General features: G+C 66.1%; 32 protein-coding genes. 18 read left to right on the forward strand and 14 right to left on the reverse strand.

Features of this window, described 5'->3' with window-relative positions:
- Positions 1-88 precede the first annotated feature (88 nt).
- From V0R62_RS06680 to V0R62_RS06690, 3 genes are all read right to left on the reverse strand, one after another.
- Positions 89-388, reverse strand: coding sequence for a hypothetical protein (locus tag V0R62_RS06680; RefSeq protein ID WP_330103195.1), 300 nt, complete (start codon positions 386-388; stop codon positions 89-91).
- A 105-nt stretch (positions 389-493) separates the two neighbouring features.
- Positions 494-1846, reverse strand: coding sequence for a GntP family permease (locus V0R62_RS06685; RefSeq protein WP_050705103.1), 1353 nt, complete (start codon positions 1844-1846; stop codon positions 494-496).
- A 114-nt stretch (positions 1847-1960) separates the two neighbouring features.
- A complete protein-coding gene (locus V0R62_RS06690) occupies positions 1961-2500 on the reverse strand; it encodes a gluconokinase (protein ID WP_262952325.1) in 540 nt (179 codons plus the stop codon).
- 207 nt (positions 2501-2707) lie between these two features.
- Here V0R62_RS06690 and gntR point away from each other — a divergent pair, with 207 nt between their 5' ends.
- The 11 genes from gntR (at position 2708) to V0R62_RS06745 (ending at position 14124) form a co-directional block, all read left to right on the forward strand.
- The gene (gntR, locus tag V0R62_RS06695; protein ID WP_330103196.1) at positions 2708-3727 is read left to right on the forward strand and encodes an HTH-type transcriptional regulator GntR; all 1020 of its coding nucleotides are present in this window, start codon (positions 2708-2710) and stop codon (positions 3725-3727) included.
- A 127-nt stretch (positions 3728-3854) separates the two neighbouring features.
- The gene (gene benA, locus V0R62_RS06700) at positions 3855-5213 is read left to right on the forward strand and encodes a benzoate 1,2-dioxygenase large subunit (RefSeq protein WP_232855143.1); all 1359 of its coding nucleotides are present in this window, start codon (positions 3855-3857) and stop codon (positions 5211-5213) included.
- Positions 5210-5695 (forward strand): benzoate 1,2-dioxygenase small subunit, encoded by a 486-nt coding sequence (benB, locus tag V0R62_RS06705; protein ID WP_330103197.1) that lies wholly within the window; start codon positions 5210-5212, stop codon positions 5693-5695. The genes benA and benB overlap by 4 nt, the downstream gene beginning before the upstream one ends.
- Positions 5696-5761: 66 nt before the next feature.
- A complete protein-coding gene (gene benC / locus V0R62_RS06710; protein WP_330103198.1) occupies positions 5762-6772 on the forward strand; it encodes a benzoate 1,2-dioxygenase electron transfer component BenC in 1011 nt (336 codons plus the stop codon).
- Between the two features lie 202 nt (positions 6773-6974).
- Positions 6975-7736, forward strand: coding sequence for a 1,6-dihydroxycyclohexa-2,4-diene-1-carboxylate dehydrogenase (locus V0R62_RS06715; RefSeq protein WP_050705109.1), 762 nt, complete (start codon positions 6975-6977; stop codon positions 7734-7736).
- A gap of 55 nt (positions 7737-7791) precedes the next feature.
- On the forward strand, positions 7792-9126 hold the full coding sequence (locus V0R62_RS06720; RefSeq protein ID WP_330103199.1) for an MFS transporter: 1335 nt from the start codon (positions 7792-7794) through the stop codon (positions 9124-9126).
- Positions 9127-9155: 29 nt separating this feature from the next.
- Positions 9156-10277 carry a muconate cycloisomerase family protein gene (locus V0R62_RS06725; RefSeq protein WP_330103200.1) on the forward strand — a complete coding sequence of 374 codons (1122 nt, stop codon included), beginning with the start codon at positions 9156-9158 and terminating at the stop codon, positions 10275-10277.
- A gap of 16 nt (positions 10278-10293) precedes the next feature.
- Positions 10294-10584, forward strand: a complete 291-nt coding sequence (catC, locus tag V0R62_RS06730) for a muconolactone Delta-isomerase (RefSeq protein ID WP_330103201.1) — start codon at positions 10294-10296, stop codon at positions 10582-10584.
- 35 nt (positions 10585-10619) lie between these two features.
- Entirely contained in the window at positions 10620-11537 is a 918-nt protein-coding gene (catA, locus tag V0R62_RS06735) for a catechol 1,2-dioxygenase (RefSeq protein ID WP_330103202.1), read from the forward strand.
- 202 nt (positions 11538-11739) lie between these two features.
- Positions 11740-12990: an OprD family porin gene (locus V0R62_RS06740; protein ID WP_330103203.1), complete on the forward strand. Its 1251-nt coding sequence runs from the start codon at positions 11740-11742 to the stop codon at positions 12988-12990.
- Positions 12991-13065: 75 nt separating this feature from the next.
- Positions 13066-14124, forward strand: coding sequence for a metal-dependent hydrolase (locus tag V0R62_RS06745; RefSeq protein ID WP_330103204.1), 1059 nt, complete (start codon positions 13066-13068; stop codon positions 14122-14124).
- A 68-nt stretch (positions 14125-14192) separates the two neighbouring features.
- On the opposite strand, the gene V0R62_RS06750 is transcribed toward V0R62_RS06745, so the two are convergent.
- The gene (locus V0R62_RS06750) at positions 14193-14375 is read right to left on the reverse strand and encodes a hypothetical protein (protein ID WP_330103205.1); all 183 of its coding nucleotides are present in this window, start codon (positions 14373-14375) and stop codon (positions 14193-14195) included.
- Positions 14376-14476: 101 nt separating this feature from the next.
- Positions 14477-14821 (reverse strand): hypothetical protein, encoded by a 345-nt coding sequence (locus V0R62_RS06755; protein ID WP_330103206.1) that lies wholly within the window; start codon positions 14819-14821, stop codon positions 14477-14479.
- Between the two features lie 162 nt (positions 14822-14983).
- Between V0R62_RS06755 and V0R62_RS06760 the strand changes: the two genes are divergently transcribed.
- Positions 14984-15805 (forward strand): shikimate 5-dehydrogenase, encoded by an 822-nt coding sequence (locus tag V0R62_RS06760; RefSeq protein ID WP_330103207.1) that lies wholly within the window; start codon positions 14984-14986, stop codon positions 15803-15805.
- 150 nt (positions 15806-15955) lie between these two features.
- Here V0R62_RS06760 and V0R62_RS06765 read toward each other — a convergent pair whose 3' ends face one another.
- The 3 genes from V0R62_RS06765 to V0R62_RS06775 all read right to left on the reverse strand — a co-directional run bounded on the left by V0R62_RS06765 (position 15956) and on the right by V0R62_RS06775 (position 17385).
- Positions 15956-16201 carry a hypothetical protein gene (locus V0R62_RS06765; protein ID WP_050705425.1) on the reverse strand — a complete coding sequence of 82 codons (246 nt, stop codon included), beginning with the start codon at positions 16199-16201 and terminating at the stop codon, positions 15956-15958.
- Between the two features lie 93 nt (positions 16202-16294).
- A complete protein-coding gene (gloA, locus tag V0R62_RS06770; RefSeq protein ID WP_330103208.1) occupies positions 16295-16822 on the reverse strand; it encodes a lactoylglutathione lyase in 528 nt (175 codons plus the stop codon).
- A gap of 206 nt (positions 16823-17028) precedes the next feature.
- Positions 17029-17385 (reverse strand): histone-like nucleoid-structuring protein, MvaT/MvaU family, encoded by a 357-nt coding sequence (locus tag V0R62_RS06775; RefSeq protein WP_330103209.1) that lies wholly within the window; start codon positions 17383-17385, stop codon positions 17029-17031.
- 346 nt (positions 17386-17731) lie between these two features.
- On the opposite strand from V0R62_RS06775, the gene V0R62_RS06780 reads away from it, so the two are divergent.
- Both V0R62_RS06780 and cobF read left to right on the forward strand, forming a co-directional pair.
- Entirely contained in the window at positions 17732-19021 is a 1290-nt protein-coding gene (locus tag V0R62_RS06780; RefSeq protein ID WP_330103210.1) for an OprD family porin, read from the forward strand.
- Positions 19022-19085: 64 nt separating this feature from the next.
- Positions 19086-19835: a precorrin-6A synthase (deacetylating) gene (gene cobF / locus V0R62_RS06785; RefSeq protein ID WP_330103211.1), complete on the forward strand. Its 750-nt coding sequence runs from the start codon at positions 19086-19088 to the stop codon at positions 19833-19835.
- Positions 19836-19966: 131 nt separating this feature from the next.
- On the opposite strand, the gene V0R62_RS06790 is transcribed toward cobF, so the two are convergent.
- From V0R62_RS06790 to V0R62_RS06800, 3 genes are all read right to left on the reverse strand, one after another.
- Entirely contained in the window at positions 19967-20782 is an 816-nt protein-coding gene (locus V0R62_RS06790; protein WP_330103212.1) for a protein phosphatase 2C domain-containing protein, read from the reverse strand.
- Between the two features lie 61 nt (positions 20783-20843).
- The gene (locus V0R62_RS06795) at positions 20844-21452 is read right to left on the reverse strand and encodes a hypothetical protein (RefSeq protein WP_330103213.1); all 609 of its coding nucleotides are present in this window, start codon (positions 21450-21452) and stop codon (positions 20844-20846) included.
- Between the two features lie 84 nt (positions 21453-21536).
- Positions 21537-22028 carry a GNAT family N-acetyltransferase gene (locus tag V0R62_RS06800; RefSeq protein WP_330103214.1) on the reverse strand — a complete coding sequence of 164 codons (492 nt, stop codon included), beginning with the start codon at positions 22026-22028 and terminating at the stop codon, positions 21537-21539.
- 154 nt (positions 22029-22182) lie between these two features.
- On the opposite strand from V0R62_RS06800, the gene V0R62_RS06805 reads away from it, so the two are divergent.
- The 3 genes from V0R62_RS06805 to V0R62_RS06815 all read left to right on the forward strand — a co-directional run bounded on the left by V0R62_RS06805 (position 22183) and on the right by V0R62_RS06815 (position 23430).
- Positions 22183-22554, forward strand: a complete 372-nt coding sequence (locus tag V0R62_RS06805; RefSeq protein ID WP_330103215.1) for a VOC family protein — start codon at positions 22183-22185, stop codon at positions 22552-22554.
- A 23-nt stretch (positions 22555-22577) separates the two neighbouring features.
- Positions 22578-22865, forward strand: coding sequence for a DUF2388 domain-containing protein (locus V0R62_RS06810; protein ID WP_330103216.1), 288 nt, complete (start codon positions 22578-22580; stop codon positions 22863-22865).
- An 85-nt stretch (positions 22866-22950) separates the two neighbouring features.
- The gene (locus V0R62_RS06815) at positions 22951-23430 is read left to right on the forward strand and encodes a VOC family protein (RefSeq protein WP_330103217.1); all 480 of its coding nucleotides are present in this window, start codon (positions 22951-22953) and stop codon (positions 23428-23430) included.
- A gap of 12 nt (positions 23431-23442) precedes the next feature.
- On the opposite strand, the gene V0R62_RS06820 is transcribed toward V0R62_RS06815, so the two are convergent.
- Positions 23443-24129: a GNAT family N-acetyltransferase gene (locus V0R62_RS06820; protein WP_330103218.1), complete on the reverse strand. Its 687-nt coding sequence runs from the start codon at positions 24127-24129 to the stop codon at positions 23443-23445.
- Positions 24130-24188: 59 nt separating this feature from the next.
- On the reverse strand, positions 24189-25118 hold the full coding sequence (gene argC / locus V0R62_RS06825; protein ID WP_330103219.1) for an N-acetyl-gamma-glutamyl-phosphate reductase: 930 nt from the start codon (positions 25116-25118) through the stop codon (positions 24189-24191).
- Positions 25119-25402: 284 nt separating this feature from the next.
- Between argC and V0R62_RS06830 the strand changes: the two genes are divergently transcribed.
- Complete coding sequence (locus V0R62_RS06830) at positions 25403-26284, forward strand: LysR family transcriptional regulator (protein WP_330103220.1); 882 nt, start codon at positions 25403-25405, stop codon at positions 26282-26284.
- A gap of 49 nt (positions 26285-26333) precedes the next feature.
- Here the strand turns inward: V0R62_RS06830 and V0R62_RS06835 are convergent, their stop codons facing one another.
- Positions 26334-26543 (reverse strand): tautomerase family protein, encoded by a 210-nt coding sequence (locus V0R62_RS06835; protein WP_330103221.1) that lies wholly within the window; start codon positions 26541-26543, stop codon positions 26334-26336.
- Positions 26544-26552 lie beyond the last annotated feature (9 nt).

The raw sequence follows: 26552 nt of genomic DNA on the forward strand, positions 1-26552 counted from the left end.
CGTGCATCAAGCTGATATCGCCGGGGCTGCCTTGCAGCCCTTTCGCGACACAAGGCCGCTCCTACAGGGACCGAGTAGCGTCATGGGCTCAAGGTTTCCCGCTAGTCCCTGACCCACCACCGTCACGCCCCATCCCCTCCGATCCACTGTCGCCCATCCCCGGTAGGTCACGATCATCATTCTGCTCGGCCGGCGGACTGTCCGGGTCATTGCCCTTGATCCGCGGGTCGGTGTCCCGTGGCATGGGCTTCTCGATCGGGTTGAGGGTGCTGTCGACCCCCGGCTGTGGCGCCGGATTGTGCGGATCGTCAGGGTAGGTGGCGCCGGTACCGGCGGCCAAGGCCAGTGGCGAGGCGAGCAAGGCGGCCAGGAGGAAGGGGTGTTTCATGGGGCAGGCTCCTTTGCGACGGAGAAAGCGGCCCAGCGTGCGCAGGGCCTCTGTCTCACTTGGGCCTGTGACCCGTCAGCAAGGTGCCATGACGGCGACCAGCGGTCACACCACCATCGACAGCAGCATGATGAAGATGATGCCGACCACCGAGAGGATGGTTTCCATCATGCTCCAGGTCTTGAAGGTCTCGGCCACGGTCATGTTGAAGTACTGCTTGACCAGCCAGAACCCGGCGTCGTTGACGTGGGACAGGATCAGGGAACCGGCGCCAGTGGCCAGCACCAGCAGCTCACGGTTGACCCCCGGCACCAGGTCGATCACCGGGGCGACGATGCCGGCGCCGGTGATGGTCGCCACGGTGGCGGAGCCGGTGGCGATGCGGATCACCGCCGCCACCAGCCAGGCCAGCAGGATCGGCGAGATCTCGGCCTGTACCGCCATCTGCCCGATCACGTTGCCGACGCCGGTGTCCACCAGCATCTGCTTGAAGCCGCCGCCAGCACCGACGATCAGCACGATGGCGGCGGTGGGCGCCAGGCTCTGGTCGAGCATCTTCATGATCTGTTGGCGGTTGAAGCCGCGGGCCGAACCGAAGGTGTAGAAGGCCAGCAGCAGGGCGGCGAGCAGGGCGGTGATCGGGTGGCCGATCAGGTCCATCCACTGGCGCACGATGTGCTCGGCCGGCAATACCACGTCGGCGAAGGTTTTCAGCAGCATCAGCACCACCGGCAGCAGCACGGTGATCAGGGTCACGCTGAAGCTCGGCAGGTTCTGCTGGTTCGACTCGCGAGCGATCTGGTCCATCAGCTCCTGGGACGGGTTGCCCGGGATGTAGCGCGAGATGAAGTTACCGAACAGGGGGCCTGCGATCACCGCGGTCGGCAGGGCCACCAGCAGGCCGTAGAAGATGGTCTTGCCGATGTCGGCGTGGAAGATGCCGATCGCCAGCAGCGGCCCCGGGTGCGGCGGCACCAGGCCGTGCACCACCGAAAGGCCGGCCAGCAGCGGGATACCGATCTTCACCAGCGACACGCCGGAGCGGCGGGCGACGATGAACACCAGCGGGATCAGCAGCACGAAGCCGATCTCGAAGAACAGCGGGATGCCCACCAGGAAGGCGGCGAACATCATCGCCCAGTGCACCTTCTGCTTGCCGAAGGCGCGGATCAGGGTCTGGGCGATCTGGTCGGCACCGCCGGAGTCGGCCATCAGCTTGCCGAGCATGGTGCCCAGCGCCAGGACGATGCCGACGAAGCCGAGCACGCCGCCGAAGCCGTCCTGGAACGATTTCATCACCTTGGCCACCGGCATGCCGGAGGTCAGGCCGAGAAAGCCTGCGGCCAGGGTCAGGGCGACGAAGGGGTGAACTTTGAAATGGGTGATCAGCAGGATGAGCCCGACGATGGTGACCATCGCGTCGAGCAACAGGAAGGTATCGGTAGCCAGTCCGAACATGGTTCGTGAACCTCGGTCTTTTCGTTGTTGTTTTGGTGTCGCGTGTCTTGCGTCATTGCGTCTTGAGAAGCATGGAGACAGCGCTGTCTTTGGTGAGCCGGAAAAACCGCCGGATCAGGCAGTCCGCGCCAGCGCCTGCTCACCGCAGGGCTTTAGCCATTGGTGCACGTCCTCGGCCAGCGTCGTCAGCGGGCGGGTGGCATCCAGGGCCAGGGTCAGGGGCTCGGCGTGCGGCGGCTCCAGCGCGGCGAACTGGCTGTCGATCAGGCTGGCCGGCATGAAGTGGCCGGGGCGGGCCAGCACGCGCTTTTCCGCTTCCTGCGGGGTCAGTTCGAGGAACACGAAGCACAGCTCGGGCACGGCCTGGCGCAAGGTGTCGCGGTAGCGGCGCTTGAGGGCCGAGCAGGTCAGGATCGGGCGCTCGCCGGCGGCCAGGGTGTCTTGCAGTTCCTGGCCCAGACGCACCAGCCAGCCGGCGCGATCGTCGTCGTCCAGGGGAATGCCGGCACTCATCTTGGCGATGTTCGCGGCGGGGTGGAAGGCATCGCCTTCGATCAGGCGGCCGCCGCTGCGGGTGGCGATGGCGGCGCCGACGCTGCTTTTACCACAGCCGGCTACGCCCATGACCACGATCGCGGACAGGGAAGGGTTCATCTGTACCTCCTGCTGGGTGAGATAGCGCTGTCTTGGCCGGGACGAGCCGAAGGTTATGCGCCACCCTCCCGGGTGTTATTGATCTTGTCTTTGGCAGTATGGACGCTGAACGCATGCCTGCTACCAAGATTGCATTGCCTGCATTCAGAGACAGCGCTACCTTAGTGACCGTTCCCCATTCCTGCAAGCGGTAAAATTACAACACTCATGTCCCGCACTGGCTCGCGCACTACCGGTCGTCCCACTCTGGCGGAAGTCGCCAGGCTTTCCGGGGTTTCCCCCATCACCGCCTCCCGCGCCCTGCGCGGCGTCAGCACGGTCGCGCCGGAACTGGCGCAGAAGGTCATGGCCGCGGCGAGCAGCCTGGGCTATGTCGCCAACCCGGCGGCGCGCGCCCTGGCCTCGGCGCGCAGCCAGTCGGTGGTGGTGTTGATCCCGTCGCTGTCCAACCAGCTGTTCATCGATACCCTCGAGGCCATCCACGAGGTGATGCGCCCCCGTGGCCTGGAGGTGCTGATCGGCAACTATCACTACGATATCGCCGAGGAAGAGAACCTGATCCGCAACTACCTGGCCTACCAACCGTGCGGCATGCTGCTCACCGGCTTCGAGCGCAGCGACGCCTCGCGGCAGATGCTCGCCGCCAGCCGGGTGCCGTGCGTGCATATGATGGAGCTGGGCGGCGAGGCCGATGCCCTGTCGGTGGGCTTCTCCCAGCACGAGGCCGGCCGCGCCGCGGCGCGCCACCTGATTGAGCGTGGCCGGCGGCGCCTGGGCTTCATCGCCGCGCAGCTCGACCCGCGGGTGATGCAGCGCGCCGAGGGCTTCCGCCAGGCCCTGGCCGAGGCCGGCCTGCAGGCGCCCGAGCTGGAAATGCTCGATCCGCAGCCGTCGTCCATCGGCCTGGGCGGCACACTGTTTAGCCGCTTGCTGGCCAAGGCGCCGGATGTCGACGGCATCTTCTTCTGCAACGACGACCTGGCCCAGGGCGCGGTGCTGCAGGCGCTGCGCGAGGACGTCGAGGTGCCGCGGCGGGTGGCGATGGTCGGCTTCAACGACCTGCCGGCCTCGGCGCACATGGTCCCGCGCCTGACCTCGATCCGCACCCCGCGCGCGGCGGTCGGCCGCGGCGCGGCCCAGGCGCTGCTGGCGCTGCTGGACGGCAAGCGGGTGGCCACCGGGCAGCAGGACCTAGGGTTCGAGCTGATGGTGCGGGAGAGCTCCTGAGTCGCTACAGGCACTGCATGAAACTGCCTGCACAAAACGGATAGCACTCTGCACGATCCGGATATCACCGCGTTACCCAGGGACCTAACCTGACCCGGCCTGAACAATAACAACGGAGGCCCTGGCCATGTCCCTGGGATTCGACTATCTCAATGCCTTGCTCGAGGATGACCGGGAGAAGGGCGTCTACCGCTGCAAGCGGGAGATGTTCACTGACCCGCGCCTGTTCGACCTGGAGATGAAGCACATTTTCGAGGGCAACTGGATCTACCTGGCCCATGAAAGCCAGATCCCCGCCAACAACGATTTCCTCACCCTGACCATGGGGCGCCAGCCGATCTTCATCGCGCGCAACAAGGACGGCGAACTCAATGCCTTCCTCAACGCCTGCAGCCACCGCGGCGCCATGCTCTGCCGGCACAAGCGCGGCAACCGGTCCAGCTACACCTGCCCGTTCCACGGCTGGACCTTCAACAACAGCGGCAAGCTGCTCAAGGTCAAGGATCCGGGCAACGCCGGCTACCCCGACAGCTTCAACTGCGACGGCTCCCACGACCTGACCAAGGTCGCCCGTTTCGAGTCGTATCGGGGCTTCCTGTTCGGCAGCCTGAATGCCGAGGTCAAGCCGCTGGTCGAGCACCTGGGCGAGTCGGCGAAGATCATCGACATGATCGTCGACCAGTCGCCCGAGGGTCTGGAAGTGCTGCGCGGCGCCAGCTCCTACATCTATGAAGGCAACTGGAAACTCACCGCCGAGAACGGCGCCGACGGCTACCACGTCAGCTCCGTGCACTGGAACTACGCCGCCACCCAGAACCAGCGCAAGCAGCGTGAGGCGGGCGACGAGATCAAGACCATGAGCGCCGGCGCCTGGGCCAAGCAGGGCGGCGGTTTCTACTCCTTCGAGCACGGCCACCTGCTGCTCTGGACCCGCTGGGCCAACCCCGAGGATCGCCCGGCCTATGAGCGACGCGAGCAACTGGCCGCCGACTTCGGCCAGGCCCGCGCCGACTGGATGATCGAGAACTCGCGCAACCTGTGCCTGTACCCGAACGTCTACCTGATGGACCAGTTCAGTTCGCAGATCCGCGTGGCCCGACCGATCTCGGTGAACAAGACCGAGATCACCATCTACTGCATCGCGCCCAAGGGTGAAAGCGCCGAGGCCCGCGCCCGGCGCATCCGCCAGTACGAGGACTTCTTCAACGTCAGCGGGATGGCCACTCCGGACGACCTGGAAGAGTTCCGCTCCTGCCAGACCGGCTACGGCGCAGGTGCCGGCTGGAACGATATGTCCCGGGGCGCCAAGCACTGGATCGAAGGCGCCGACGCGGCGGCCAGCGAGATCGCGCTCAAGCCGCTGCTGTCGGGTGTGCGCACCGAGGATGAAGGCCTGTTCGTGCTGCAGCACAAGTATTGGCAGGACACCATGGTCCAGGCCCTGAAGGACGAACAACAGCTGATCCCCGTGGAGGCCGTGCAATGAGCCTGCATGACACCGTGCGCGATTTCCTCTACCGCGAGGCGCGCTACCTGGACGATGCCCAGTGGGACCAGTGGCTGGAGCTGTACGCCTGCGACGCCACCTTCTGGATGCCGTCCTGGGATGACGACGACACCCTGACCGAGGACCCGCAAAGCGAGATCTCGCTGATCTGGTACGGCAACCGTGGCGGCCTCGAGGACCGGGTGTTCCGCATCAAGACCGAGCGCTCCAGCGCCACGGTCCCGGACACCCGCACCTCGCACAACCTCAGCAACATCGAGATCGTCGCGGTGGACGAGGGCAGCTGCCAGGTGCGCTTCAACTGGCACACTCTGAGCTTTCGCTACAAGACCACCGACAGTTACTTCGGCACCAGCTTCTACACCCTCGACCTGCGCGGCGAACAGCCGCTTATCAAGGCCAAGAAGGTGGTCCTGAAGAACGACTACGTGCGCCAGGTCATCGACATCTACCACATCTGATTCACCGCCGAGCCTGTCGGTGTGCCTGACGGCGCGCCGCGCACAGGCTCGCCCGCGAGGTGCACCATGAGCTACCAGATCGCACTGAATTTCGAGGACGGGGTCACCCGTTTCATCGAGGCCGCCGGCCACGAGACCGTGGCCGACGCCGCCTACCGCCAGGGCATCAACATCCCGCTGGACTGCCGCGACGGCGCCTGTGGCACCTGCAAGTGCAAGGCCGAGTCCGGGCAATACGCGTTGGGCGACAACTTCATCGAGGACGCCCTGAGCGCTGAGGAAATCGCCCAGGGGTACGTGCTGACCTGCCAGATGCGCGCCGAAAGCGACTGCGTGGTGCGCATCCCGGCTTCGTCGCAAGTGTGCAAGACCGAGCAGGCCAGCTTTGAAGCGGCCATCAGCGACGTGCGCCAGCTGTCGGCCAGCACCATCGCCCTGTCGATCAAGGGCGAGGCGCTCAGCCGCCTGACATTCCTGCCGGGGCAGTACGTCAACCTCAAAGTGCCGGGCAGCGAGCAGAGCCGCGCCTACTCGTTCAGTTCGCTGCCCAAGGACGGCGAAGTCAGCTTCCTGATCCGCAACGTGCCGGGCGGGTTGATGAGCAGCTTCCTCACCCAACTGGCCAAGGCTGGTGACAGCATGAGCCTGGCAGGCCCGTTGGGCAGTTTCTACCTGCGGACGATCCAGCGCCCCTTGCTGCTGCTGGCCGGCGGCACGGGCCTCGCGCCATTCACCGCAATGCTGGAGAAGATCGCCGAGCAGGGCAGCGCGCATCCGCTGCACCTTGTGTACGGGGTGACCAATGACTTCGACCTGGTCGAACTGGACCGCCTGCAAGCCCTGGCCACGCGCATTCCCAACTTCACTTTCAGCGCCTGTGTGGCCAACCCCGATAGCCAGTACCCGCAAAAGGGCTACGTCACCCAGCACATCGAGCCGCGCCACCTCAACGACGGCGATGTCGATGTGTACCTGTGCGGCCCGCCGCCGATGGTCGAGGCGGTCAGCCAGTACATCCGCGAGCAGGGCATCACCCCGGCCAATTTCTACTACGAGAAGTTCGCCGCGGCGGCCTGAGGTTTTACGGGGCTGCCTGCATCGTGCGGGTGAGGGTGGCCTCTTTTTATCCATGAACTTCGAGAGCGCCGGGGCCGCGTTGCGGCCCTTTCGCGGCACAAGGCCGCTCCTACAAGGGGGCACGCTTTTCTGTAGGAGCGGCCTTGTGCCGCGATGGAGGGCGCAGCCCTCCCGACGATCTTGTGTTGAATAGGAAACTCACATGAACAACCGATTCCAAGGCAAAGTCGCCCTGGTCACCGGCGCTGCCCAGGGCATCGGCCGCGCCGTGTGCTGGCGGCTCAAGGCCGAGGGCGCGCAGGTGGTGGCGGTGGACCGCTCCGAGCTGGTCCACGAACTGGCGGGCGAGGGCGTGCTGACCCTCACCGCCGATCTCGAACGGCATGCCGACTGCGCCCAGGTCATGGCCCGCGCCGTCGAGACCTTCGGCCGCCTCGACATCCTGGTCAACAACGTCGGCGGCACGATCTGGGCCAAGCCCTTCGAGCACTACCAGGTCGAACAGATCGAGGCCGAGGTGCGCCGCTCGCTGTTCCCCACCCTGTGGTGTTGCCACGCCGCGCTGCCGTACATGCTCGAACGCGGCAGCGGCGCCATCGTCAACGTCTCGTCCATTGCCACCCGGGGCGTCAACCGCGTGCCCTACGGCGCGGCCAAGGGCGGCGTCAACGCGCTCACCGCGTGCCTGGCCTTCGAGACCGCTGGGCGCGGCATCCGGGTCAACGCCACCGCCCCCGGCGGCACCGAGGCGCCACCGCGACGCATCCCGCGCAACGAGGCCGAGCAGAGCGCCCAGGAGCGGGCCTGGTACCAGCAGATCGTCGACCAGACCCTGTCCAGCAGCCTGATGAAGCGCTACGGCAGCCTCGACGAGCAGGTCGGCGCGATCCTCTTCCTGGCTTCTGACGAGGCCTCGTACATCACCGGCGTGACCCTGCCGGTGGGCGGTGGCGACCTCGGCTGAAGGCCGCCCCGGCAAGGTTTCTCTGCACACAACAAGAACAACGGAGACAGATGCCATGCGAACACTCGACGTCCACGCGATCATCGACAATGCCCGCTTTACTCCCTTTCACTGGAGGGTCATGGCCTGGTGCGGCCTGCTGCTGATCTTCGACGGCTACGACCTGTTCATCTACGGTGTGGTGCTGCCGGTGATCATGCAGGAATGGGCGCTGACCCCGCTTCAGGCCGGCGCCCTGGGCAGCTACGCGCTGTTCGGCATGATGTTCGGCGCCCTGGCGTTCGGCAGCTTGGCCGACCGCATCGGGCGCAAGAAAGGCATCGCCCTGTGCTTCGCGCTGTTCTCGGGGGCGACCATCCTCAACGGCTTCGCCAGCAGCCCCAGCGAGTTCGGCCTCTATCGCTTTTTCGCAGGTCTCGGCTGTGGCGGGCTGATGCCCAACGCGGTGGCGCTGATGAACGAGTACGCGCCCAAGCGTCTGCGCAGTACCCTGGTGGCGATCATGTTCAGCGGCTACTCACTGGGCGGCATGCTCTCGGCGGGCATTGGCATTTTCCTGCTGCCGCGCTTCGGCTGGGAGTCGATGTTCTTCGCCGCCGCCGTGCCGCTGCTGTTCCTGCCGGTGATCCTGTTCTACCTGCCGGAGTCCATCGGCTTCCTGGTGCGCCAGGGTCGCGTCGATGAAGCGCGCCAGTTGCTCAAGCGTCTCGCCCCTCATTGCGATGTCACCGAGCACGATGACCTGGTCGTGGGAGCGGGCTTGCCCCGCGATGCCGGCAAAGCCTCATCTGTGCTCGAACTGTTCCGCAACGGCCTGGCCATCCGCACCCTGGCCCTGTGGCTGGCGTTCTTCTGCTGCCTGCTGATGGTCTACGCCCTCAGCTCCTGGCTGCCCAAGCTGATGGCCGGCGCCGGCTACAGCCTCGGTTCGAGCCTGTCGTTCCTGCTGGCGCTGAACTTCGGCGGCATGGCCGGGGCGATTTTCGGCGGCTGGTTGGGCGACCGCTACAACCTGGTCAAGGTCAAGGTGGCGTTCTTCCTCGCCGCCGCGCTGTCGATCAGCCTGCTGGGGGTGAACAGCCCGATGCCGGTGCTGTACCTGCTGATTTTCATCGCCGGCGCCACCACCATCGGCACGCAGATCCTGCTGTATGCCGGGGCCGCGCAGCTGTATGGCCTCTCGGTTCGCTCCACGGGCCTGGGCTGGGCCTCCGGCATCGGCCGCAACGGCGCCATCGTCGGACCGTTGCTGGGCGGCGCGCTGATGGGCATCAACCTGCCGCTGCAACTGAATTTCATCGCCTTCGCCATCCCTGGCGCCGTTGCCGCGCTGGCCATGGCCGTGCACCTGGCCAGCGGCCGGCGCCACGCCCTGGCCGCGGCGGCCTGAACCCCCACCCTGACTGAACTGGAGCCTGCATGACAAGCCCGACCATCGACCGGCTGGAGACGCTCATCGTCGACCTGCCGACCATCCGCCCGCACAAGCTGGCCATGCACACGATGCAGCGCCAGACCCTGGTGATCCTGCGCCTGCGTTGCAGCGACGGCGTCGAGGGCATCGGCGAGGCCACCACCATCGGCGGCCTGGCCTACGGCTACGAAAGCCCCGAGGGCATCAAGGCCAATATCGACGCGCACCTGGCGCCGGCATTGATCGGCCTGCCCGCGGGCAACATCAACGCCGCCATGCTCAGGCTGGACAAGTTGGCCAAGGGCAACACCTTCGCCAAGTCGGCGATCGAGAGCGCCTTGCTCGACGCCCAGGGCAAGCGCCTGGGGCTGTCGGTGAGCGAACTGCTCGGCGGGCGGGTACGCGACAGCCTGGAGGTGGCCTGGACCCTGGCCAGCGGTGATACCGCCCGGGATATCGCCGAGGCCGAGCACATGCTGGAGATTCGCCGTCACCGGCTGTTCAAGCTGAAGATCGGTGCCAACCCGCTGGAGCAGGATCTCAGGCACGTGCTGGCGATCAAGCGCGAACTGGGCGAGCGCGCCAGTGTGCGGGTCGACGTCAACCAGTACTGGGACGAGTCCCAGGCCATTCGCGCCTGCCAGGTGCTGGGCGACAACGGCGTCGACCTGGTCGAGCAGCCGATCTCGCGCATCAACCGTGGCGGCCAGGTCCGCCTGAACCAGCGCAGCCCGGCGCCGATCATGGCCGACGAGTCCATCGAGAGCGTGGAGGACGCCTTCAGCCTGGCCGCCGCAGGCGCGGCGAGTGTCTTCGCCCTGAAGATTGCCAAGAACGGCGGCCCCCGCGCCGTGCTGCGCACCGCGCAGATCGCCGAGGCCGCAGGCATCGCGCTGTACGGCGGGACCATGCTCGAAGGGGCGGTGGGCACCCTGGCCTCGGCCCATGCCTTTCTCACCCTGCGCCAGCTGACCTGGGGCACCGAGCTGTTCGGCCCGTTGCTGCTGACCGAGGACATCGTCCGCGAAGCGCCGGTCTACCGCGATTTCCACCTGCATGTACCGGCCACACCCGGCCTGGGGCTGACCCTGGATGAGGCGCAACTGTCGCGCTTCGCCCGCCGCTGAGACAAGGAGAGACACCATGCTGTTCCACGTGAAGATGACCGTGAAGCTGCCGGCCGACATGGACCCGACCAGGGCCGCGCAGCTGAAGGCCGATGAAAAGGAATTGGCCCAGCGCCTGCAGCGCGAGGGCACCTGGCGCCACCTGTGGCGCATTGCCGGCCACTACGCCAACTACAGCGTGTTCGACGTGCCCAGCGTCGAGGCGCTGCACGACACCCTGCTGCAGCTGCCGCTGTTCCCCTACATGGACATCGAGGTCGCCGGCCTGTGCCGCCATCCCTCGTCGATCCATGCTGACGACCGCTGAACCCACACGACAAGAACAACGCGAGGTACCTGATCATGACCGTGAAGATTTCCCATACCCCTGAGGTGCAGCAGTTCTTCGAAGAGGCCGCGGGCCTGCACAACGACAACGGCAGTCCGCGGCTCAAACGTATCGTCCAGCGAGTGCTGCAGGACGCCGCGCGCCTGATCGAAGACCTGGAGATCTGCGAGGACGAGTTCTGGCACGCCGTGGATTACCTCAACCGCCTCGGCGGGCGCGGCGAGGCCGGTTTGCTGGTGGCCGGGTTGGGCCTGGAGCACTTCCTCGACCTGCTGCAGGACGCCAAGGATGCCCAGGCAGGCCTGGGCGGTGGCACCCCGCGCACCATCGAAGGCCCGCTGTATGTGGCGGGCGCGCCGATCACCGAGGGCGAGGCGCGAATGGACGATGGCAGCGAGGAGGGCGTGGCCACGCTGATGTTCCTCGAGGGGCAGGTGTTCGGCCCCCAGGGCCAGCCACTGGCCGGCGCCACGGTCGACCTGTGGCACGCCAACACCCGGGGCACCTACTCGTTCTTCGACCAGAGCCAGTCCGCCTACAACCTGCGTCGGCGCATCATTACCGACGCCGATGGCCGCTACCGCGCCCGCTCGATCGTGCCGTCGGGCTACGGCTGCGACCCGCAGGGGCCGACCCAGGAATGCCTGGACCTGCTCGGCCGCCACGGCCAGCGCCCGGCGCACATTCACTTCTTCATCTCGGCACCGGGCCATCGCCACCTGACCACCCAGATCAACCTCGCCGGCGACCGCTACCTGTGGGACGACTTCGCCTATGCCACCCGTGAAGGGCTGGTGGGCGAGGTGGTGTTCCGTGATGGCGGGCAGGGGCGGGTCGCCGAACTGACCTTCGACTTCCAGTTGCAGCAGGCGCAGGACAGCGAGGCCGAGCAGCGCAGCGCGAGGCCACGGGCCATGCAGCAGGCCCATTGATTTGACTCGAGCTGTGTAGGAGCGGCTTTAGCCGCGATCACCCGCGAAGCGGGTGCCAGATACCGCGCTGCCTGCATCGCGGCTAAAGCCGCTCCTACAGGTGCTGTGTTGCCCCGTTTCGCCATGCCCAGGAGAAGGGCATACCAGCGTTTCCCCCGTTCCAGCAGTTCATCACATAACAACAAGATCAGAGAGCTTCGGAATGAACCACACCCCTTGCGTCGTTCTGGGCCTGACCCTGCTCAGCCCCTCCCTGCTGGCCGCCGAAGGCGGCTTCCTTGAAGACGCCAAAGCCAGTCTCGGCGCCCGCAACTACTATTTCAGCCGCGACTACGGCGACATCGTCGGCGCCAACCGACAGTCTCGGGCCGAAGAGTGGGCCCAGGGCTTCATCCTCGACTTCAAGTCCGGCTATACCCCCGGCACCGTCGGTTTCGGCGTGGACGCCCTGGGCCTGCTGGGCATCCGCCTGGACAGCAGCCCCGATCGGGTCAACACCGGGCTGCTGCCGGTGCACGGCGATGGCCGCGCCGCGGCCGAGTACAGCCGACTGGCGCCGACCTTCAAGGCGCGCTGGTCGAAGAGCGAGCTGCGCCTGGGCGAGCTGCAGCCCAACCTGCCGGTCCTCACCTTCAGCGATATCCGCCTGCTGCCGCCGACCTACCAGGGCATCAGCCTCAGTTCCGCCGAGCTGGAGGGCCTGACCGTGCAGGCCGGACACCTGAGCAGCACGCACCTGCGCAACGAGGGCGGCGACGACAGGATGAGCGCCATGCTCGGCCATGTGCCAATGCGCCAGGCACAGAGCGATGCATTCGACTATGTGGGCGGCGACTACGGGTTCAATGCCGGGCAGAGCAGTGTCAGCCTGTGGTATGGGCAACTGCAGGATATCTACCGGCAGGGTTTCGTCGGCCTCAAGCACAGCAAGCCCGTGGGCGACTGGGTGCTCAGCGCCAACCTCGGCTATTTCAGCGCCCGCGAGGCAGGCGACGCGCGGCTGGGGCGGATCGACAACCAGGCGTTCTTCTCGCTGCTGACTGCCCGGCGTGGCGGACACGGCTTTCATGTCGGCTACCAGGGCATCTACGGCGACAGTCCGTTTCCCCGGGTGTTCGCCAACATCTCGCCGCTGGGCAACGAGGTGCCGACCTACGAGTTCGCCTACACCGACGAGCGCTCCTGGCAGCTGCGCTACGACTACAACTTCGCCGCCCAGGGCATCCCTGGGTTGACCGCGACGGTGCGCTACATCAGCGGTGACAACGTCGACACCGGGCAGGGCTTCGAGGGCCGGGATCGCGAGCGCGACATCGACCTGGGCTACGCGGTGCAGAGCGGGGTGCTCAAGGGGCTGGGGATCCGGGTGCGCAACGCGATGGCCCGCTCGAACTATCGCAGCGACATCGACGAGAACCGCTTGATCCTGGTGTACACCTGGCAGCTGTTCTGACCGCCACGAGGGCTATTTGCATATTCAATGGCGAAGCAGGTAGCTTGCGCAGGTCTCGCTCAGGAACCGTTCTCCTTGGACTCACTCACTCAAGCCGTACTTGGCGCCGCCCTGCAGGGCACCGTGCTGGGCCGCCTCCAGGGGCGTCGTGCGCTGCTCTACGGCGCCGCCCTGGGCACCGTGCCCGATCTGGATGTGGTGATCCGCTACGCCGATCCGGTGTCGCAGATGACCTTTCACCGCGGCTTTTCCCATTCGATCTTCGTTCTGACCGGACTGGCCTTGCTGCTGGCCTGGCTGGTCGCCTGGCGCTGGCCAGACAAGGGCTACACCCGGCCCCGGCTGTTCCTGGCCTTCTGGCTGGCGCTGGTCACCCACCCGACTCTCGACGCTTTCACCGTTTATGGCACCCAGCTGTTCTGGCCCTTGCACCTGACGCCGGAAAGCTGGGCCGCAGTGTTCATCATCGACCCGGTATACACCGTGCCGTTGTTGCTGGCGGTCGGCTATGCGGCGGTCAAGGGCCTGAAGGGCAGGGCGACCGTGCTGCTGTCCCTGGCGCTGGCGTTCAGCACTGCATACCTGGGCTTCGGCCTGGCTGGGCGGATGGCTGCCGAGCAGCGTTTCGCAATAGCCCTGCAGGCGCAAGGCGTCACCAACAGCGAGGTCCGCGCGGTGCCCATCGCCTTCAACAGCCTGATCTGGCGAGTGCTGGCGAAAACCCCGGAGGGCGACTACTACGAGGGCGTGAGCAGCTGGTTCGACCGCGAGCCGCCCGAGATGCTGCGTCAGTCGCGCAACCTGGAGATGGCCGGGATACTGGCGGGAGCCGCGTTACACGAGCGGCTGCGCTGGTTCACCGACGACTGGTTGCGCTACGACATCATCGGTGACTCGCTGGTGGTCACCGACCTGCGCATGGGCATGCCTGGTAGCTACAGTTTCCGCTTCGAGATGGCCCGGCGCGAACCTGCAGGACAATGGGCAGTCACCCAGCCCCGGGGTTGGATCGGTGGCGGAGCCGCTTCCCTGTTCGATAGCGGCAGGCTGGCCTTGATCTGGCGCCGCATCCTCGACCAGCAACCGCCACTGCCTTTGGCGGCGTGGGCGACGCCGGGCTCCGGACACTTGTGAGGTAAAAAAAGCCCGCCATGACGGCGGGCAACAAGAGGCGTAGGGAGCAACGCACAACAAATTCAGGGTCAGGCAGCGAACGCCTGGTCGAGTAGGCGACCGGCCAGGGTCTCGGCCGAGCGGCGGCTGGTCAGCGGGCCGCTGATGGTTTCACCGTTGCGCATCAGGTACCAGCAGGCCAGCAGGCCTTGTTGGCGCAGGCTGCTGGGCACCGCGCTGCCGACAACGGACATGATCTGGATCGGGGCCATGATGGATCTCCTCTCGAACATGGCCCCACCTTACGCAGATGCCCTCAGGGTTTGAAATCAATGTCCTCGATAGTGGTCATTGCTTTTATCAACTATGGCGCCTACCAGCGCGGCGGACCGTAGTACACCGGTGGCGGGCCGTAGTAGCGACGGTACACCGGTGGCGGCGGGGCGGGCACATAGCGCTCGACCACATAGGGCTGGTAATAGACCGGCGGCGGTGGCGCCTGCACATAGACCGGAGGCGGCGGGTAATAGGCCGGCTGGCGCTCGACGTAGACGGTACGGTCATGGCCGCCCGATACCGCCGCGCCGACCACCGCGCCCACCACCGCCGCGCCAATCACTGGCCCCGGGCCATACCAGCCGTCACCATGGGCCGATGCCTGCCCGCTGATGGCCAGCGCGCCGACCAGCAGGGCGATTCCGGGGATGAAACGCTTCATGGCGAACACCTCGCAAGGCAACCCCACGCACGGGGCCTGATAACTATGACCGCGGCCACGGTAAAGTGCGCGCCGGCAAAGGGTAAAGGTTGTGTAAGGGGCGACCAGCGGCAGGGTCTGGTACGCTGGCGAAATCGATTCAGCCATGACAGAGGAACCGCGATGAGCCATTCACCGAGCCGGGACACGGTGCTGTGCATCTCCCTGGCCGGGCGCCCCGGGACGTTCGGCGTGCGCTTTCACAACCATCTGTACCGCCAGCTCGGGCTGGATTACTACTACAAGGCCATGACCACCCAGGACCTGCCTGCCGCCGTGGTTGGCATCCGTGCCTTGGGGATCCGTGGCTGCGGCGTGTCGATGCCGTACAAGGAGGCCTGCCTGGCGCTGGTGGACGAGGTCGATCCATCCGCCGCGGCCATCGCTTCGGTGAATACCCTGGTCAACACCGATGGCCAGCTCAAGGCCTACAACACCGACTACCTGGCGGTGCGCCAGCTGTTGGCCCGGCATCAGGTCGACCCGTCCACAGCGTTCGCCCTGCGAGGCAGTGGCGGCATGGCCAAGGCGGTGGCTTGCGCCCTGCGTGACGCCGGGTTTGGTGACGGCACGATCGTCGCCCGCAACGAGCAGGCAGGGCGGCAGTTGGCGGACGTCTGCGGGTATCGCTGGCTGCCGGACCTGGGCGACCGCTGCCCGCCGATGCTGGTCAATGTCACGCCAATCGGCATGGCCGGAGGGCCTGAAGCCGAGCAGTTGGCATTCAGCGAAGCCGCCATCGCGGCGGCGCAGCGGGTGTTCGACGTGGTGGCCATGCCCGCGCGGACACCGCTGATCAGCGCCGCCGAGGCGCTGGGCAAACCGGTGATCACCGGGCTCGATGTCATTGCGTTGCAGGCGCTGGAGCAGTTCGTGCTGTACACCGGGGTGCGGCCGACGGTCGAGCAGGTGGACGCGGCAGTGGCGTATGCCCGAGATGTCTGACCGTATCGCTGTCCTGTAGGAGCGGCCTTGTGTCGCGAAAGGGCCGCATGGCGGCCCCAGGGTTTCAGCGTTTACGCAACAATCGCCGGGGCTGCTTCGCAGCCCTTTCGCGACACAAGGCCGCTCCTACAAGGGAGGTCGTACCCCGTCTCAGAACACCCGCCGGTCCGCCTCATCCAACTGCTGGTCAACCAGCGCCCGGCCATGGGCCAGGGACACATGCTGCGCATTGTCCAGGTCGGCGAAGAACTTCATCGGCATCGAGATTCGCCGGCTGCTGTGCCCTGCGGGATCGGTGATCACGCAGCCAGCCGCGTAGGGCAGGGGCGAGTCGGGGTGGGGCATCACGCTGGCGGTGATGGTGTGGTCGCGGTATTCACAGTGAAGGGTTTGCATCGTCCTTACCTCGCTGTGGCTGGGAACAGGCGTTCCTTCTAGATACCACAGCGAGGGGCCGGGAGTTCCCGGCCCGACGAGCGCGACCGAGGATCAGGCCTTGAGTTCGGTCGGTTGGATGATCTCGACCCAGTAGCCGTCCGGGTCCTTGACGAAGGCCAGGTGCTTCATGCGGCCATCGCTCAGGCGCTTCTGGAACGGCACATCCAGGGCTTCGAAGCGGGCGCAGGCGGCGACCACGTCCGGTACCGAGATGCAGATGTGACCGAAGCCGCGCGGGTCGGTGTTGCCATTGTGGTAGGCGAACTCCGGGTCGTTCTCGGTGCCGTGGTTGTGGGTCAGCTCGAGCACGCCGGGGATCGACTTCATCCACTGGTGGCGCTCGGCGTCGTCCGCCGGGATGGCCTTGTGGTCGACCAGGGCCAGGAAGTACAGGCTGAAGGCCGCTTCCGGGAAGTCACGCTTGTCCACCAGGCTGAAGCCCAGCACGCGGGTGTAGAAGTCCAGGGACTTCTCGATGTCCTTGACCCGCAACATGGTGTGGTTGAATACGAAGTTGGCGGTGGCGGTGTCCGGCTGGGCGGTGACGCCGGGCAGGGTTTGCAGATCGTGCAGGCTCATGGGTACTCCTGAATCGGGGCCTAAAACAGGCGGACCATGATACGGAAGTCCATCGGCAGCGCAAATGAAAGCGCCCCGCACGAGTGCGGGGCGCCGGAATTAGAGGCCCGCATGTGCGGGCGCGTGATGGGGTCGCTAGTCCTTTAGCTGGTTTGATACTGGGCCTGCGCATGTGAAAAAAGTGTGAAGCGGGTGTCGAGGTTTCATCAGCGCACCCAACTTTCCACCGTCTGCGCTCCGTACTGTTCCTTCCAGGCTTTCAGCCCTCGGTGGTTGCCGCCCTTGGTCTCGATACGCTCGCCGGTATGCGGGTTCTGGTAGACCTTCACCACCCGTGGCCGACGCTGCTGCTTGATCGGTGCCGGGGCGCGGCTCACGGCCTTCGGATCGAGGATGGCGATGATGTCGCGCAGGCTCTTGTCATAGCTTTTCATCAGGCCGACTAGTTTCTGCTCGAATTCGATTTCGCGTTTAAGGCCGGCATCCTTTTTCAGCGCTTCCAGTTGTGCCATCTGTTCCTTGAGCGCTTTTTCGGCAGCACGAAACTCTGCAAGTCTGGACACTGTCATCACTCCTGTAAGTCTGCCGTGGCGGGACGTGACGAACATGAAACCAGACTGAACGTCGGCCACGTGGATGGGTAAAGCTGTTCGCTAAGCGAGAGTGTAGTAGTCGCTTGCGAGGGGGTAAACAGCAAACTTTCAATCAATTACCAGGGAACTTTGCAGGTTTTTCATGCGCTATTCGAAACGACCCGGCCAGAGGCTTTAGACCATGGTCCCATGGCGCAGGCTAGAGCCCTTGGAGGAAAATTATGGATGATGGTCGAAATGTATTCGTTCATCGCGTAGTGCCGGTGCAGATGGCTGCCCGGATGGTTTTTCGCCCTTCTTTTGGATGTTCCCTCGCATGTTTGCCCCTTTCCCCCTCGCCCCCGGGCGCCGAGTTGCCGGCCTGTTCTTCCTGTGTGCCGGTGTCAACGCCCAGGCCGCCGGTTTTCTTGAAGACAGCAGTGCCAAGGTAGAAGCACGCAATGTCTATTTCAACCGGGACTTCCGTGACGGCCACAGCAGTTCCAAACAGGGTGCGTCGAAGCGCGAAGAGTGGGCGCAGGGCTTTATTCTCAATGTCCAGTCCGGTTATACCCAGGGACCGGTCGGCTTCGGCGTGGATGCCTTGGGCATGGTCGGTTTCAAACTCGACTCCAGCCCCGCCGACAGCAACAGCGGCCTGTTGCCGTCTTCCGGGCACGACCCGCGCCACTCCGCCGACCAGTACGCCAAGATGGGTGTCGCCGGCAAGGTGAAAGTGTCCAACACCGTGCTCAAGTACGGCTCGATGATGCCGGACGTGCCGCTGCTCAAGTACAACGACGGCCGCCTGCTGCCGACCATGTTCCATGGTGCCTGGCTGACCTCCGAGGAGGTGCGCGACCTCAAGTTCACCCTGGCGCGCCTGAACCAGTACACCGCGCGGGATTCCACCGACCGCCAGGACATCCGCGTGCATTGCAAGAACAAGCGCTACGCCTGCGACATCGAGGCCGACCACTTCGACCTGGCCGGTGTCGACTACCGCGTCAACGACCGGATCAGCGCCCAGTACCAGGTTTCCAAGCTCGAGAACATCTACCGCCAGCACTTCCTCGGCCTGGTCGCCAGCCAGCCCCTGGAGGTCGGCACGCTGTCGGCCGACCTGCGCCTGATCAAGAGCGACGACATCGGCAACGCCCGCGCCGGGCACATCGACCACCGCGCCTTCAGCGGCATGCTCGGCTACAGCCTCGGTGGCCACAAGCTCAGCGCCGGCTGGCAGCGCATGTACGGCGACAGCGCCATGCCGTACCTCGACGGCACCAACCCGTACCTGGTCAACTACGCCCAGGTCAACGACTTCGCCGCCGCCCAGGAACGCTCCTGGCAGGTGCGTTACGACTATGACTTCAAGGCCCTGGGCGTGCCCGGCCTGACCTTCTTCACCCGCTACATCAACGGCGACAACGTCAAGGTCCCGGGCAGCAATGCCGAAGGCAAGGAATGGGAACGCGACAGCGAGCTGAAGTACCAGGTGCAGTCCGGCACCTTCAAGGACGTCAGCGTGCGCCTGCGCAATTCCACCTACCGCAGCAACTACGAGAAGTGGGCGCGTGACATGGACGAGACCCGGGTCATCGTCAGCTACAACTTCTCGATCTTCTGAGCCGCTTTGCCAAAGGGCCGGTGGTCGGTCGACAATGACCACTGGCAACCAGGCAGGGCAGGCGATGAAACAGCTTCTTCTGATCGGTATCGGGCCGGGCGATCCACGCCAGGTCACCTATGAGGCGGTGGAGGCCCTGCGCCGCGCCACGCTGTTCTTCGTCCTCGACAAGGGCAGTGACAAGGATGAACTGGTGCGCCTGCGCCGGGCCATCCTCGAGCGCTACCGGCCCGAGGGCGGTTACCGCCTGGTGCGGGTCGAGGACCCGCGCCGGGACGGCCAGGCGCCGGACTATGTCGGCGCGGTACAGGACTGGCATATCCAGCGCGCCGCGTTGTACGCCCGCCTGATCGAGGACGAACTGGGGGCCGACGACGTCGGCGCCTTCCTGCTGTGGGGCGAGCCCGGACTGTACGACAGCACCTTGCGCATTCTCGAGCTGGTGCGCCAACGAGGCGTGGCGCTGGCCTTGCAGGTGATTCCCGGCATCAGCAGCATCCAGGCCCTGGCCGCCCGCCACCAGATTCCCCTCAACCGCATCGGCGAGCCGCTGACCGTGCTGCCGGGCCGACGCCTGGGCGAACAGGTGCGGATCGACAACGTGCTGGTGATGCTCGACGGCCAGTGTGCCTTTGCCGCCCTGGACGACCCGCAACTGGTGATCTATTGGGGCGCCTACCTGGGCACGCCGGACGAGTTGCTGGTCAGCGGGCCGTTGCTGGCGGTGAAGGCACGCATCGTGCACCTTCGCGAGGAGGCGCGACGGCGCAAGGGGTGGATCATGGATACTTATCTGTTACGCAGGGAGGGGTAGAGGTGACTCCGCTGTTGGCGGCAACCATCCCGTCCAGGCTCTGTACGAAATGTATCTGCACTACATTTCGTACAGACCCTAACAGCCTCGAAGGCCTGTCCTTGCCGTGACAGCAGAAACGCCTCCAGCGCTCAGCCAACCCGCAACCAGATCGCCGAGGCATCGTCGCTCATCTTGAAGCGGGGGTAGCGCAGGCAGGCGGCATCGTCCTGCTCGATGCCGCGCAACGTCCGTGCCAGGTCATCCAGGCCGTGGCTTTGCAGGCGCTCGATGAAGCCTACCGGGTCATAGGCCCGGTAAGTGTCGAACAGCGCCGCGAAGCCATCGCTCATCAGCAGGACATCGTCACCCACGGCCACTGGCGCACGGCTGTAGAGGGTGCCTTCGCGGGACAATTCGGCATCGACGCCGAGCACGGCCCGGGGGCGCTCGCGGGCGACACGGCGGTCGGCCAGCACGGCCGGGGTGCGCACGCCGTGGGCGCCGGTGCCTGGACCCAGCGCCTCGGCTTCTGCGCGTTCGGCCTCGCGGTCGGGCTCGGGGGTGAGGAAGCGGATGCCTTGCGCGCCGCGATGCAGCACCACGCAGTCGGCCAGGTGCGCGCAGACCAGCTCCTCGCCCTCGATGGCCACGGCGGCAAAGGCTGCACGTGGCAACTCCCAGGTGGCCAGCGGCTCGCGCCGGCGATCCTGCCGGTAGGCCTGGGCGAGCGTTGTGAAGACCGTCTCGCAGACCTGGTGCAGCGGTCCCGAGGCCGTGGCGAAGGCGCGCTGGGCCGTGGCCGAGAGCCAGGCGGCGCCACCGCGCTCACCGAGCAGACCGGGGGCGCCGAGGTCGGTGGCGCCATCGATGACCCAGGCGTGACGGTCGGCACTGCCGACGCGGTCGTCATTGGGCACATCGGGCTTGCCGGCCAGGCTCAGGGACTGGATCAGGTCGAAATGCATGTCGGGCTCCGGTTCGGTGAAGTTCGTCGACCTTGACCGTTGCCGCGCCTCGCGTCAAATGTCACGGCTTGGCTGGGCGGTCCCAGCAGTCGCTGTCCAGGGCGCAGACGCCGAATTGCCGATCCATCAGCGCCATGCGCCGCAGGTGGGCGTCGATGATGTCGCGGTTCACTTCGCTATCGATGATGTAGCGACTGTAGCGGTCGATCAGGCGGATCTTCCAGGCCTCGCGGGTGGCGGCGTCCAGGCTGTCGGGGGCGTTGGCCAGGCGTTGCAGGGTAAGGTCGTCGACGCGCTTGAGCTGGTCGGTGAAGGTGGCGATATAGAGGGCGCGCTGGGTTTCCTTGTGGTGCGCGGTGTCGGCATCGAAGGCATCGAGGTTGTGCTGCCATTGCGTCCAGTAGGCGTCCGGCAACTGAATGTCACGCTTCTGGCGCAGCTTGGCGACGATCTGCGCATTGCTTTGGCGTGGTGGCGGCTGGCGGTTCTGGCTGGCCAGCGGGTCCAGGGCGAGGGCCTGGGCGATCCAGGCATTGCGCGCTTCGCTGTCCGGCAGCACCGGGCCCAGCGGCGGGGCTTCGTCGGTGCTGGAGCGGGGCAGACCGATGCAGCCGGTGAGCGAGAGGAACAGCGACAGCACCAGTAGCGCTGGGAGGTTGTGACGCGACATGAATCTTCCTTGAGTAACTGCACAATCGTGCATCCGGGGCGGATGCACGAGGGGTATCGGCGCCTGCGCGGCTGACTTGAGCGCTCAACCGAGGGTCTTTGCCATCTCCGCGGTCGCCGCCCAGCCCAGCCCCGCATACATCGGTCGCCCAGCCGCGGTGGCGTGCAGCACCGCGAAGCCCAGGCCACGCCGGGCGAACTCCGACTCGGCCAGGCGCATCAGTTTCGAGGCCAGGCCCTGGCGACGATGGGACGGCTCGACATAGACATTGAGCACATAGCCGCGCAGGTCCTGGCAGGGGTGGGCCGGATGCGGCGGCCAGTCGATCGACATCAGGCCGATCGCCGCCACCGGCTGCGGGTCGTCCAGCAACACGAAACCGTAATAGCGACCGTCCTCCAGGCGTGGCCGCAGCCAGGGACCAAAGTGCTCGGTCATGGTCTTCAGCCGCTGCGGGTCGCCACCGGCGTCCAGGAACATGGCCTCGCGGTGGGCGCAGATCATGGCATGGTCGTCCGGCAGCAGGCGGCGCAGGGTCAGGCCGGGAAATTCGGGGGTGATGGGCAGGTCGTTCATGGCAGGCCTCTGTGATCGAAGACTTCGATCCTAGGCGTGCGCGGTTTCGGTGGTTAGATACAGATGGCTGGCAAACGCGAGATACAGCCTCTTGTCGCTTTGCGGGTTTGCGGCGATGATCCGCGACACCCGTTTGCCGACCAGGAGGCTCCGCATGCCCATTGCCCCGCTCTTGCGTTGCACCGACCTTGACGCTACCCGCCGACATTACCGCGATGTGCTGCAATTCACCGTCGCCGACACCGCGCAATCGACCCTCACCGTGCAGTTGCACGACTGCAGTGTGCTGTTCACCGAGCAGGACCTGTGGCGACTGCCGCCGGGGTGCGCCGGGACCTTGTACCTGGTGATCGAGGACGTCGACGGTTACTACGCGCAAGTCCGCGACCTGGCGGATATCGCCTGGCCGTTGCAGGACACGGAGTATGGCTCGCGAGAGTTCGGCGTGCGGGATTGCAACGGTTACTACCTGGCCTTCAGCCAGGCGCACGGTGACGCCGTGCAAGCCGCACGGGTCGCTTCGTGATCCTGCGCGGCCATGCGTTTCTGGTGACGTTGCTGCTTGCCGGCCCGGCCCTGGCGATGGATGGCAAGGGCAATTCGACCGACCACTTCACCGTCGGCTCGAGCCTCGCTAGCGCGGCGGTGAGCGGCTCCACCAGCCATCCGGCGCGTACCTACCAGGCCGCCCGCGACGATGCGCTGCTGTTCATCGCCAGCGACGGGCGCCTGCGCGGCGCACGGCTGGAGCAGGCCTTGAGCGAGTATCGCCAGCTCCATCCGGTGAGCGCGCTGAGCGACCGCGAGCTGGCCCAGGCGTTCGCCTGCCAGGGCTGATGGCTTGAGCCGCTGATCGGCCCGACCTGGCATGCCAGGACAGGCGACTAGACTCGTGGGCACCGAGTCCCCCTGGAGTCCAACCATGACCGCCAAGAACAGCATTTGCCTGTGGTACGACAACGACGCCGAGGACGCGGCGAACTTCTACGCCAGCACCTTCCCCGACAGCCGGGTGACCGCCGTGCACATGGCCCCCGCCGACTACCCCTCCGGCAAGGCGGGTGATGTGATCACGGTGGAGTTCATCGTGATGGGCATCCCCTGCATCGGCCTCAATGGTGGCAAGGCGTTCAGCCACAGCGAGGCGTTCTCGTTTCAGGTGGCGACCGACAGCCAGGAAGAGACCGACCGTTACTGGGACGCCATCGTCGGCAATGGTGGCAGCGAGAGCGTGTGCGGCTGGTGCAAGGACAGATGGGGGGTGTCCTGGCAGATCAGTCCGCGGGTGTTGACCCAGGCGGTGGCCAGCCCCGATCGTGCCGTGGCGAAGCGGGCGTTCGAGGCGATGCTGCAGATGGGCAGGATCGACATCGCCGCCATCGAGCGGGCCATCAAGGGCTGAAGGCAAGGTGCTTCAATGCACGGTCTTGCGTTCCCTGACGCACGCCCGTGCCTGCTCCGTCAGTATGTCCAGCCGCTCGTCGCGCAGGCGCTCGGCGTCGACCATCGCGGCCTCGCCCTGTTGCTTGAGCAGGTAGGCGTGGATCTGCCGGACTTCGACGGTCTGGTAGATCGGCGCGATGTCCAGCCGCCCGATCAGCGCGCCGCTGGCCTGACCCGTGCTGCTCATCAGCACCTGCGGCCCGGCGCTGGCGACCACTTGCAAGCCCATGTTCTCGAACCACGGCACTTGCTGGGCGAAGGTGCTCAGCTCAACGCAGGTATAGCGTTCCCGGGCCGCGTCCAGCAGGCCACGGGCAATGCCCTGGCGGCGGTGGTTGGGGGCCACGGCCAGGTAGGCCAGGGCGCAGGCTTGCGGGTTGTCCTGGGCCGGCAGCACCAGGGCGAAGCCGAGCAACTGGTCCGGTGCCTCGGCATCCAGGGCCAGGGTCAGCTCGACGGCCAGGCCACGGGTGCCGTCCAGGGCCATCAGGTACTGGTGCACTTCCAGGCCGACGCCGTACTGGTACAGCGGGTAGAGCGGATTGTCCGGGCTGATGGCGACGCTGCTGAGCTGGCCGACATGGTCGATCACCAGCTGGCGGATCTGGTTCTGGAAGGATTCGGGTGGCACGCCGTCGAGGCGGCGGAGGATGAACATCGCGGGTCGGGCTCCGGCAGGATTGACACACCCGCCCCGGAACGAGGCGGGTGATCATTCTAGCGCAGCCCGGCCAGCATGAGGTCGAGGTTCTGCACGGCGGCGCCCGAGGCGCCCTTGCCCAGGTTGTCGAACACCGCGGTGAGCAACACCTGGCCGTGTTCGGGGTTGGCGTACAGGGCCAGGCGCAGGTCGTTGCTGTCGTTCAGCGCCTGCGGGTCCAGCGGCTGTGCTGGACCGTGCTGCTGCAGGGGCATCACCTGTACATGCCGGGCGCCTTGATAGTGCCGCTCGAGGCAGGCTTGAAGCTGATCGGTGTCGACCCCGGGCAACAGGCGCAGTAGCAGCGGAATGCTCAGCACGATGCCTTGGCGGTAGTCGCCGTAACCCGGCACGAACACCGGCCGTGCGCTGAGTCCGGCGTGCTGCTGAATCTCTGGCACATGTTTGTGCGCCAGTTCCAGGCCGTACAGCTGGAGGGTCGGCAGGTAGGCGTCGCTGCGCTGCTCATGGCGCTCGACGGCGGCCCGACCGCCACCGGAGTAGCCGGAGATGGCGTGGATGCTTAGCGGGTAGTCCGCCGGCAGCAGACCGGCCTTGACCAGCGGATGCAGCAGGGCGATGGCGCCGGTGGGATAGCAGCCGGGGTTGCTCACCCGGGTGGCCCGGGCGATACGTTCGGCCTGTTGTTCGTTCAATTCCGGCAGGCCGTAGACCCAATCGGGGGCGGTGCGGTGCGCGGAGCTGGCGTCGATCACCCGCACCGTCGGGTTGCGCAGGGTGGCCACGGCCTCGCGGGCGGCGTCGTCGGGCAGGCAGAGCACGGCGATATCGGCGCTGTTGATCGCCTCGCTGCGCCGCGCCGGGTCCTTGCGTTCGGCTTCGGGCAGGGTGAGCAGGCGCAGGTCCTGGCGGCCTTGCAGACGGGCGTGGATCTGCAGGCCGGTGGTGCCTTGGTCGCCGTCGATGAAGACGAGGGGTTGGTGCATGTCGGTGGTCCAGTCAAGAGAAGGAATGGCCCTATCCTCGCCGGTCACTGGACGAAATAAAATTTGAATATCATGATCACCGCATTCAGAGATTCTGAACTTGAGCGCATTGTCCTGTAGGAGATCGCCCAGCCCTGTGGGAGCGGCCTTGCGTCGCGATAGGGGCGCGTAGCGGCCCCAGATTCGAGCCTCCATTGAAATCGCAGGGGGCTGCTGCGCAGCCCTATCGCGACGCAAGGCCGCTCCCACAGGGGCCAGCTAAACCAAAGAGTTACCGAGACCCCATGCGAGAAATCAGCCTCGACCGCCTGCGCACCCTGGTGGTAATCGCCGAGCGTGCCTCCTTCGCCGACGCCGCCCGCCAGCTCAACCTGGCGCCCCCCACCATCAGCCTGCACGTGGCCGAGCTGGAGGCGCGCATCGGCGCGCCCTTGCTCACCCGGACCCGCGGCCAGGTGCGCCCAACGGTCATCGGCGAGACCTTGCTGGCCCGCGCCCGGCGTCTGCTGGCCGACGCCGATCAGGCGCTGGATGAAGTGCGCCGCCAGGTCGAGGGCCTGACCGGCCGGGTGCGCCTGGGCGCCTCGACCGGCGCCATCGCTCATTTGTTGCCCCAGGCCCTGGAAACACTGCGGGTGGACCATCCGGGGATCGACGTGCAGGTCCAGGTGCTCACCTCGCAGGCCTCGCTGGCGCGGCTGCGCGAAGGCACCCTGGACATCGGCCTGGTGGCGCTGCCGCAGGTGGCGGGCAAGGGCTTGCGGATCACGCCGTGGCGGCGCGACCCGATCATGGCCTATATCCCCGCCGACTGGCAGCCACCGGCACGGGTGACGCCGGCCTGGCTCGCCGGACGGGCGCTGATCCTCAACGACAGCACCACCCAGCTGTCGCGGGTGACGTCGGAGTGGTTCGCCGCGGCGGGGCTGTACCCCGAACCGCGCATCGAACTGAACTACAACGATGCGATCAAGAGCCTGGTGGGCGCGGGTTACGGGGCCACCTTGCTGCCGCAGGAAGGCGAGGTTCAGCCGCCATCGCCACGCATCGCCCGGCGGCCATTGCGGCCGGGGTTGTGGCGCCAGTTGGGGATCGCCTGTCGCGAGGGGGAGGTGGAACGGGCGACGGGGCATGTATTGGAAGCGTTGGGAAGGTTGCGGCAGTAGGCAAGGCTGAGCGTGTGGGAGCGGAACTGGACCGCTCCCACAGGGTTTGTCATCGGTTGCGTTCGCGTGCGCGCAACGCTGTAACCGTCTCGCCGCCGACGCCCCAATTGTCGGTGGGCACTTCCTCGATCACCACGAAGGTGCTCGCTGGGGGTTTGTTCAATACTTGCTCCAGCAGGCGGGTGGTGCCTTCGATCAACTGGCGTTTGTGTTCGGCCGTGACGCCTTCATCGGTCACGCGGATATGGACATAAGGCATGTGCGTCGC

Origin of the sequence: Pseudomonas carassii (genome assembly GCF_036324045.1) — a bacterium.
GTDB lineage: Bacteria > Pseudomonadota > Gammaproteobacteria > Pseudomonadales > Pseudomonadaceae > Aquipseudomonas > Aquipseudomonas peradeniyensis.

What these genes read in the sequence shown, in the direction of transcription:
- V0R62_RS06690 (WP_262952325.1), bottom strand. Translation starts at nt 2,500, where the DNA reads ATGAACCCTTCCCTGTCCGCGATCGTGGTCATGGGCGTAGCCGGCTGT.
- V0R62_RS06830 (WP_330103220.1), top strand. Translation starts at nt 25,403, where the DNA reads ATGCGAGAAATCAGCCTCGACCGCCTGCGCACCCTGGTGGTAATCGCC.
- benA (WP_232855143.1), top strand. Translation starts at nt 3,855, where the DNA reads ATGTCCCTGGGATTCGACTATCTCAATGCCTTGCTCGAGGATGACCGG.
- benC (WP_330103198.1), top strand. Translation starts at nt 5,762, where the DNA reads ATGAGCTACCAGATCGCACTGAATTTCGAGGACGGGGTCACCCGTTTC.
- V0R62_RS06685 (WP_050705103.1), bottom strand. Translation starts at nt 1,846, where the DNA reads ATGTTCGGACTGGCTACCGATACCTTCCTGTTGCTCGACGCGATGGTC.
- cobF (WP_330103211.1), top strand. Translation starts at nt 19,086, where the DNA reads ATGAAACAGCTTCTTCTGATCGGTATCGGGCCGGGCGATCCACGCCAG.
- V0R62_RS06835 (WP_330103221.1), bottom strand. Translation starts at nt 26,543, where the DNA reads ATGCCTTATGTCCATATCCGCGTGACCGATGAAGGCGTCACGGCCGAA.
- argC (WP_330103219.1), bottom strand. Translation starts at nt 25,118, where the DNA reads ATGCACCAACCCCTCGTCTTCATCGACGGCGACCAAGGCACCACCGGC.
- catA (WP_330103202.1), top strand. Translation starts at nt 10,620, where the DNA reads ATGACCGTGAAGATTTCCCATACCCCTGAGGTGCAGCAGTTCTTCGAA.
- V0R62_RS06790 (WP_330103212.1), bottom strand. Translation starts at nt 20,782, where the DNA reads ATGCATTTCGACCTGATCCAGTCCCTGAGCCTGGCCGGCAAGCCCGAT.
- V0R62_RS06795 (WP_330103213.1), bottom strand. Translation starts at nt 21,452, where the DNA reads ATGTCGCGTCACAACCTCCCAGCGCTACTGGTGCTGTCGCTGTTCCTC.
- V0R62_RS06765 (WP_050705425.1), bottom strand. Translation starts at nt 16,201, where the DNA reads ATGCAAACCCTTCACTGTGAATACCGCGACCACACCATCACCGCCAGC.
- V0R62_RS06800 (WP_330103214.1), bottom strand. Translation starts at nt 22,028, where the DNA reads ATGAACGACCTGCCCATCACCCCCGAATTTCCCGGCCTGACCCTGCGC.
- catC (WP_330103201.1), top strand. Translation starts at nt 10,294, where the DNA reads ATGCTGTTCCACGTGAAGATGACCGTGAAGCTGCCGGCCGACATGGAC.
- gntR (WP_330103196.1), top strand. Translation starts at nt 2,708, where the DNA reads ATGTCCCGCACTGGCTCGCGCACTACCGGTCGTCCCACTCTGGCGGAA.
- V0R62_RS06725 (WP_330103200.1), top strand. Translation starts at nt 9,156, where the DNA reads ATGACAAGCCCGACCATCGACCGGCTGGAGACGCTCATCGTCGACCTG.
- V0R62_RS06680 (WP_330103195.1), bottom strand. Translation starts at nt 388, where the DNA reads ATGAAACACCCCTTCCTCCTGGCCGCCTTGCTCGCCTCGCCACTGGCC.
- V0R62_RS06715 (WP_050705109.1), top strand. Translation starts at nt 6,975, where the DNA reads ATGAACAACCGATTCCAAGGCAAAGTCGCCCTGGTCACCGGCGCTGCC.
- V0R62_RS06780 (WP_330103210.1), top strand. Translation starts at nt 17,732, where the DNA reads ATGTTTGCCCCTTTCCCCCTCGCCCCCGGGCGCCGAGTTGCCGGCCTG.
- gloA (WP_330103208.1), bottom strand. Translation starts at nt 16,822, where the DNA reads ATGAGCCTGCACGATCTGCAAACCCTGCCCGGCGTCACCGCCCAGCCG.
- V0R62_RS06740 (WP_330103203.1), top strand. Translation starts at nt 11,740, where the DNA reads ATGAACCACACCCCTTGCGTCGTTCTGGGCCTGACCCTGCTCAGCCCC.
- V0R62_RS06750 (WP_330103205.1), bottom strand. Translation starts at nt 14,375, where the DNA reads ATGGCCCCGATCCAGATCATGTCCGTTGTCGGCAGCGCGGTGCCCAGC.
- V0R62_RS06815 (WP_330103217.1), top strand. Translation starts at nt 22,951, where the DNA reads ATGACCGCCAAGAACAGCATTTGCCTGTGGTACGACAACGACGCCGAG.
- V0R62_RS06805 (WP_330103215.1), top strand. Translation starts at nt 22,183, where the DNA reads ATGCCCATTGCCCCGCTCTTGCGTTGCACCGACCTTGACGCTACCCGC.
- V0R62_RS06755 (WP_330103206.1), bottom strand. Translation starts at nt 14,821, where the DNA reads ATGAAGCGTTTCATCCCCGGAATCGCCCTGCTGGTCGGCGCGCTGGCC.
- V0R62_RS06720 (WP_330103199.1), top strand. Translation starts at nt 7,792, where the DNA reads ATGCGAACACTCGACGTCCACGCGATCATCGACAATGCCCGCTTTACT.
- V0R62_RS06820 (WP_330103218.1), bottom strand. Translation starts at nt 24,129, where the DNA reads ATGTTCATCCTCCGCCGCCTCGACGGCGTGCCACCCGAATCCTTCCAG.
- benB (WP_330103197.1), top strand. Translation starts at nt 5,210, where the DNA reads ATGAGCCTGCATGACACCGTGCGCGATTTCCTCTACCGCGAGGCGCGC.
- V0R62_RS06760 (WP_330103207.1), top strand. Translation starts at nt 14,984, where the DNA reads ATGAGCCATTCACCGAGCCGGGACACGGTGCTGTGCATCTCCCTGGCC.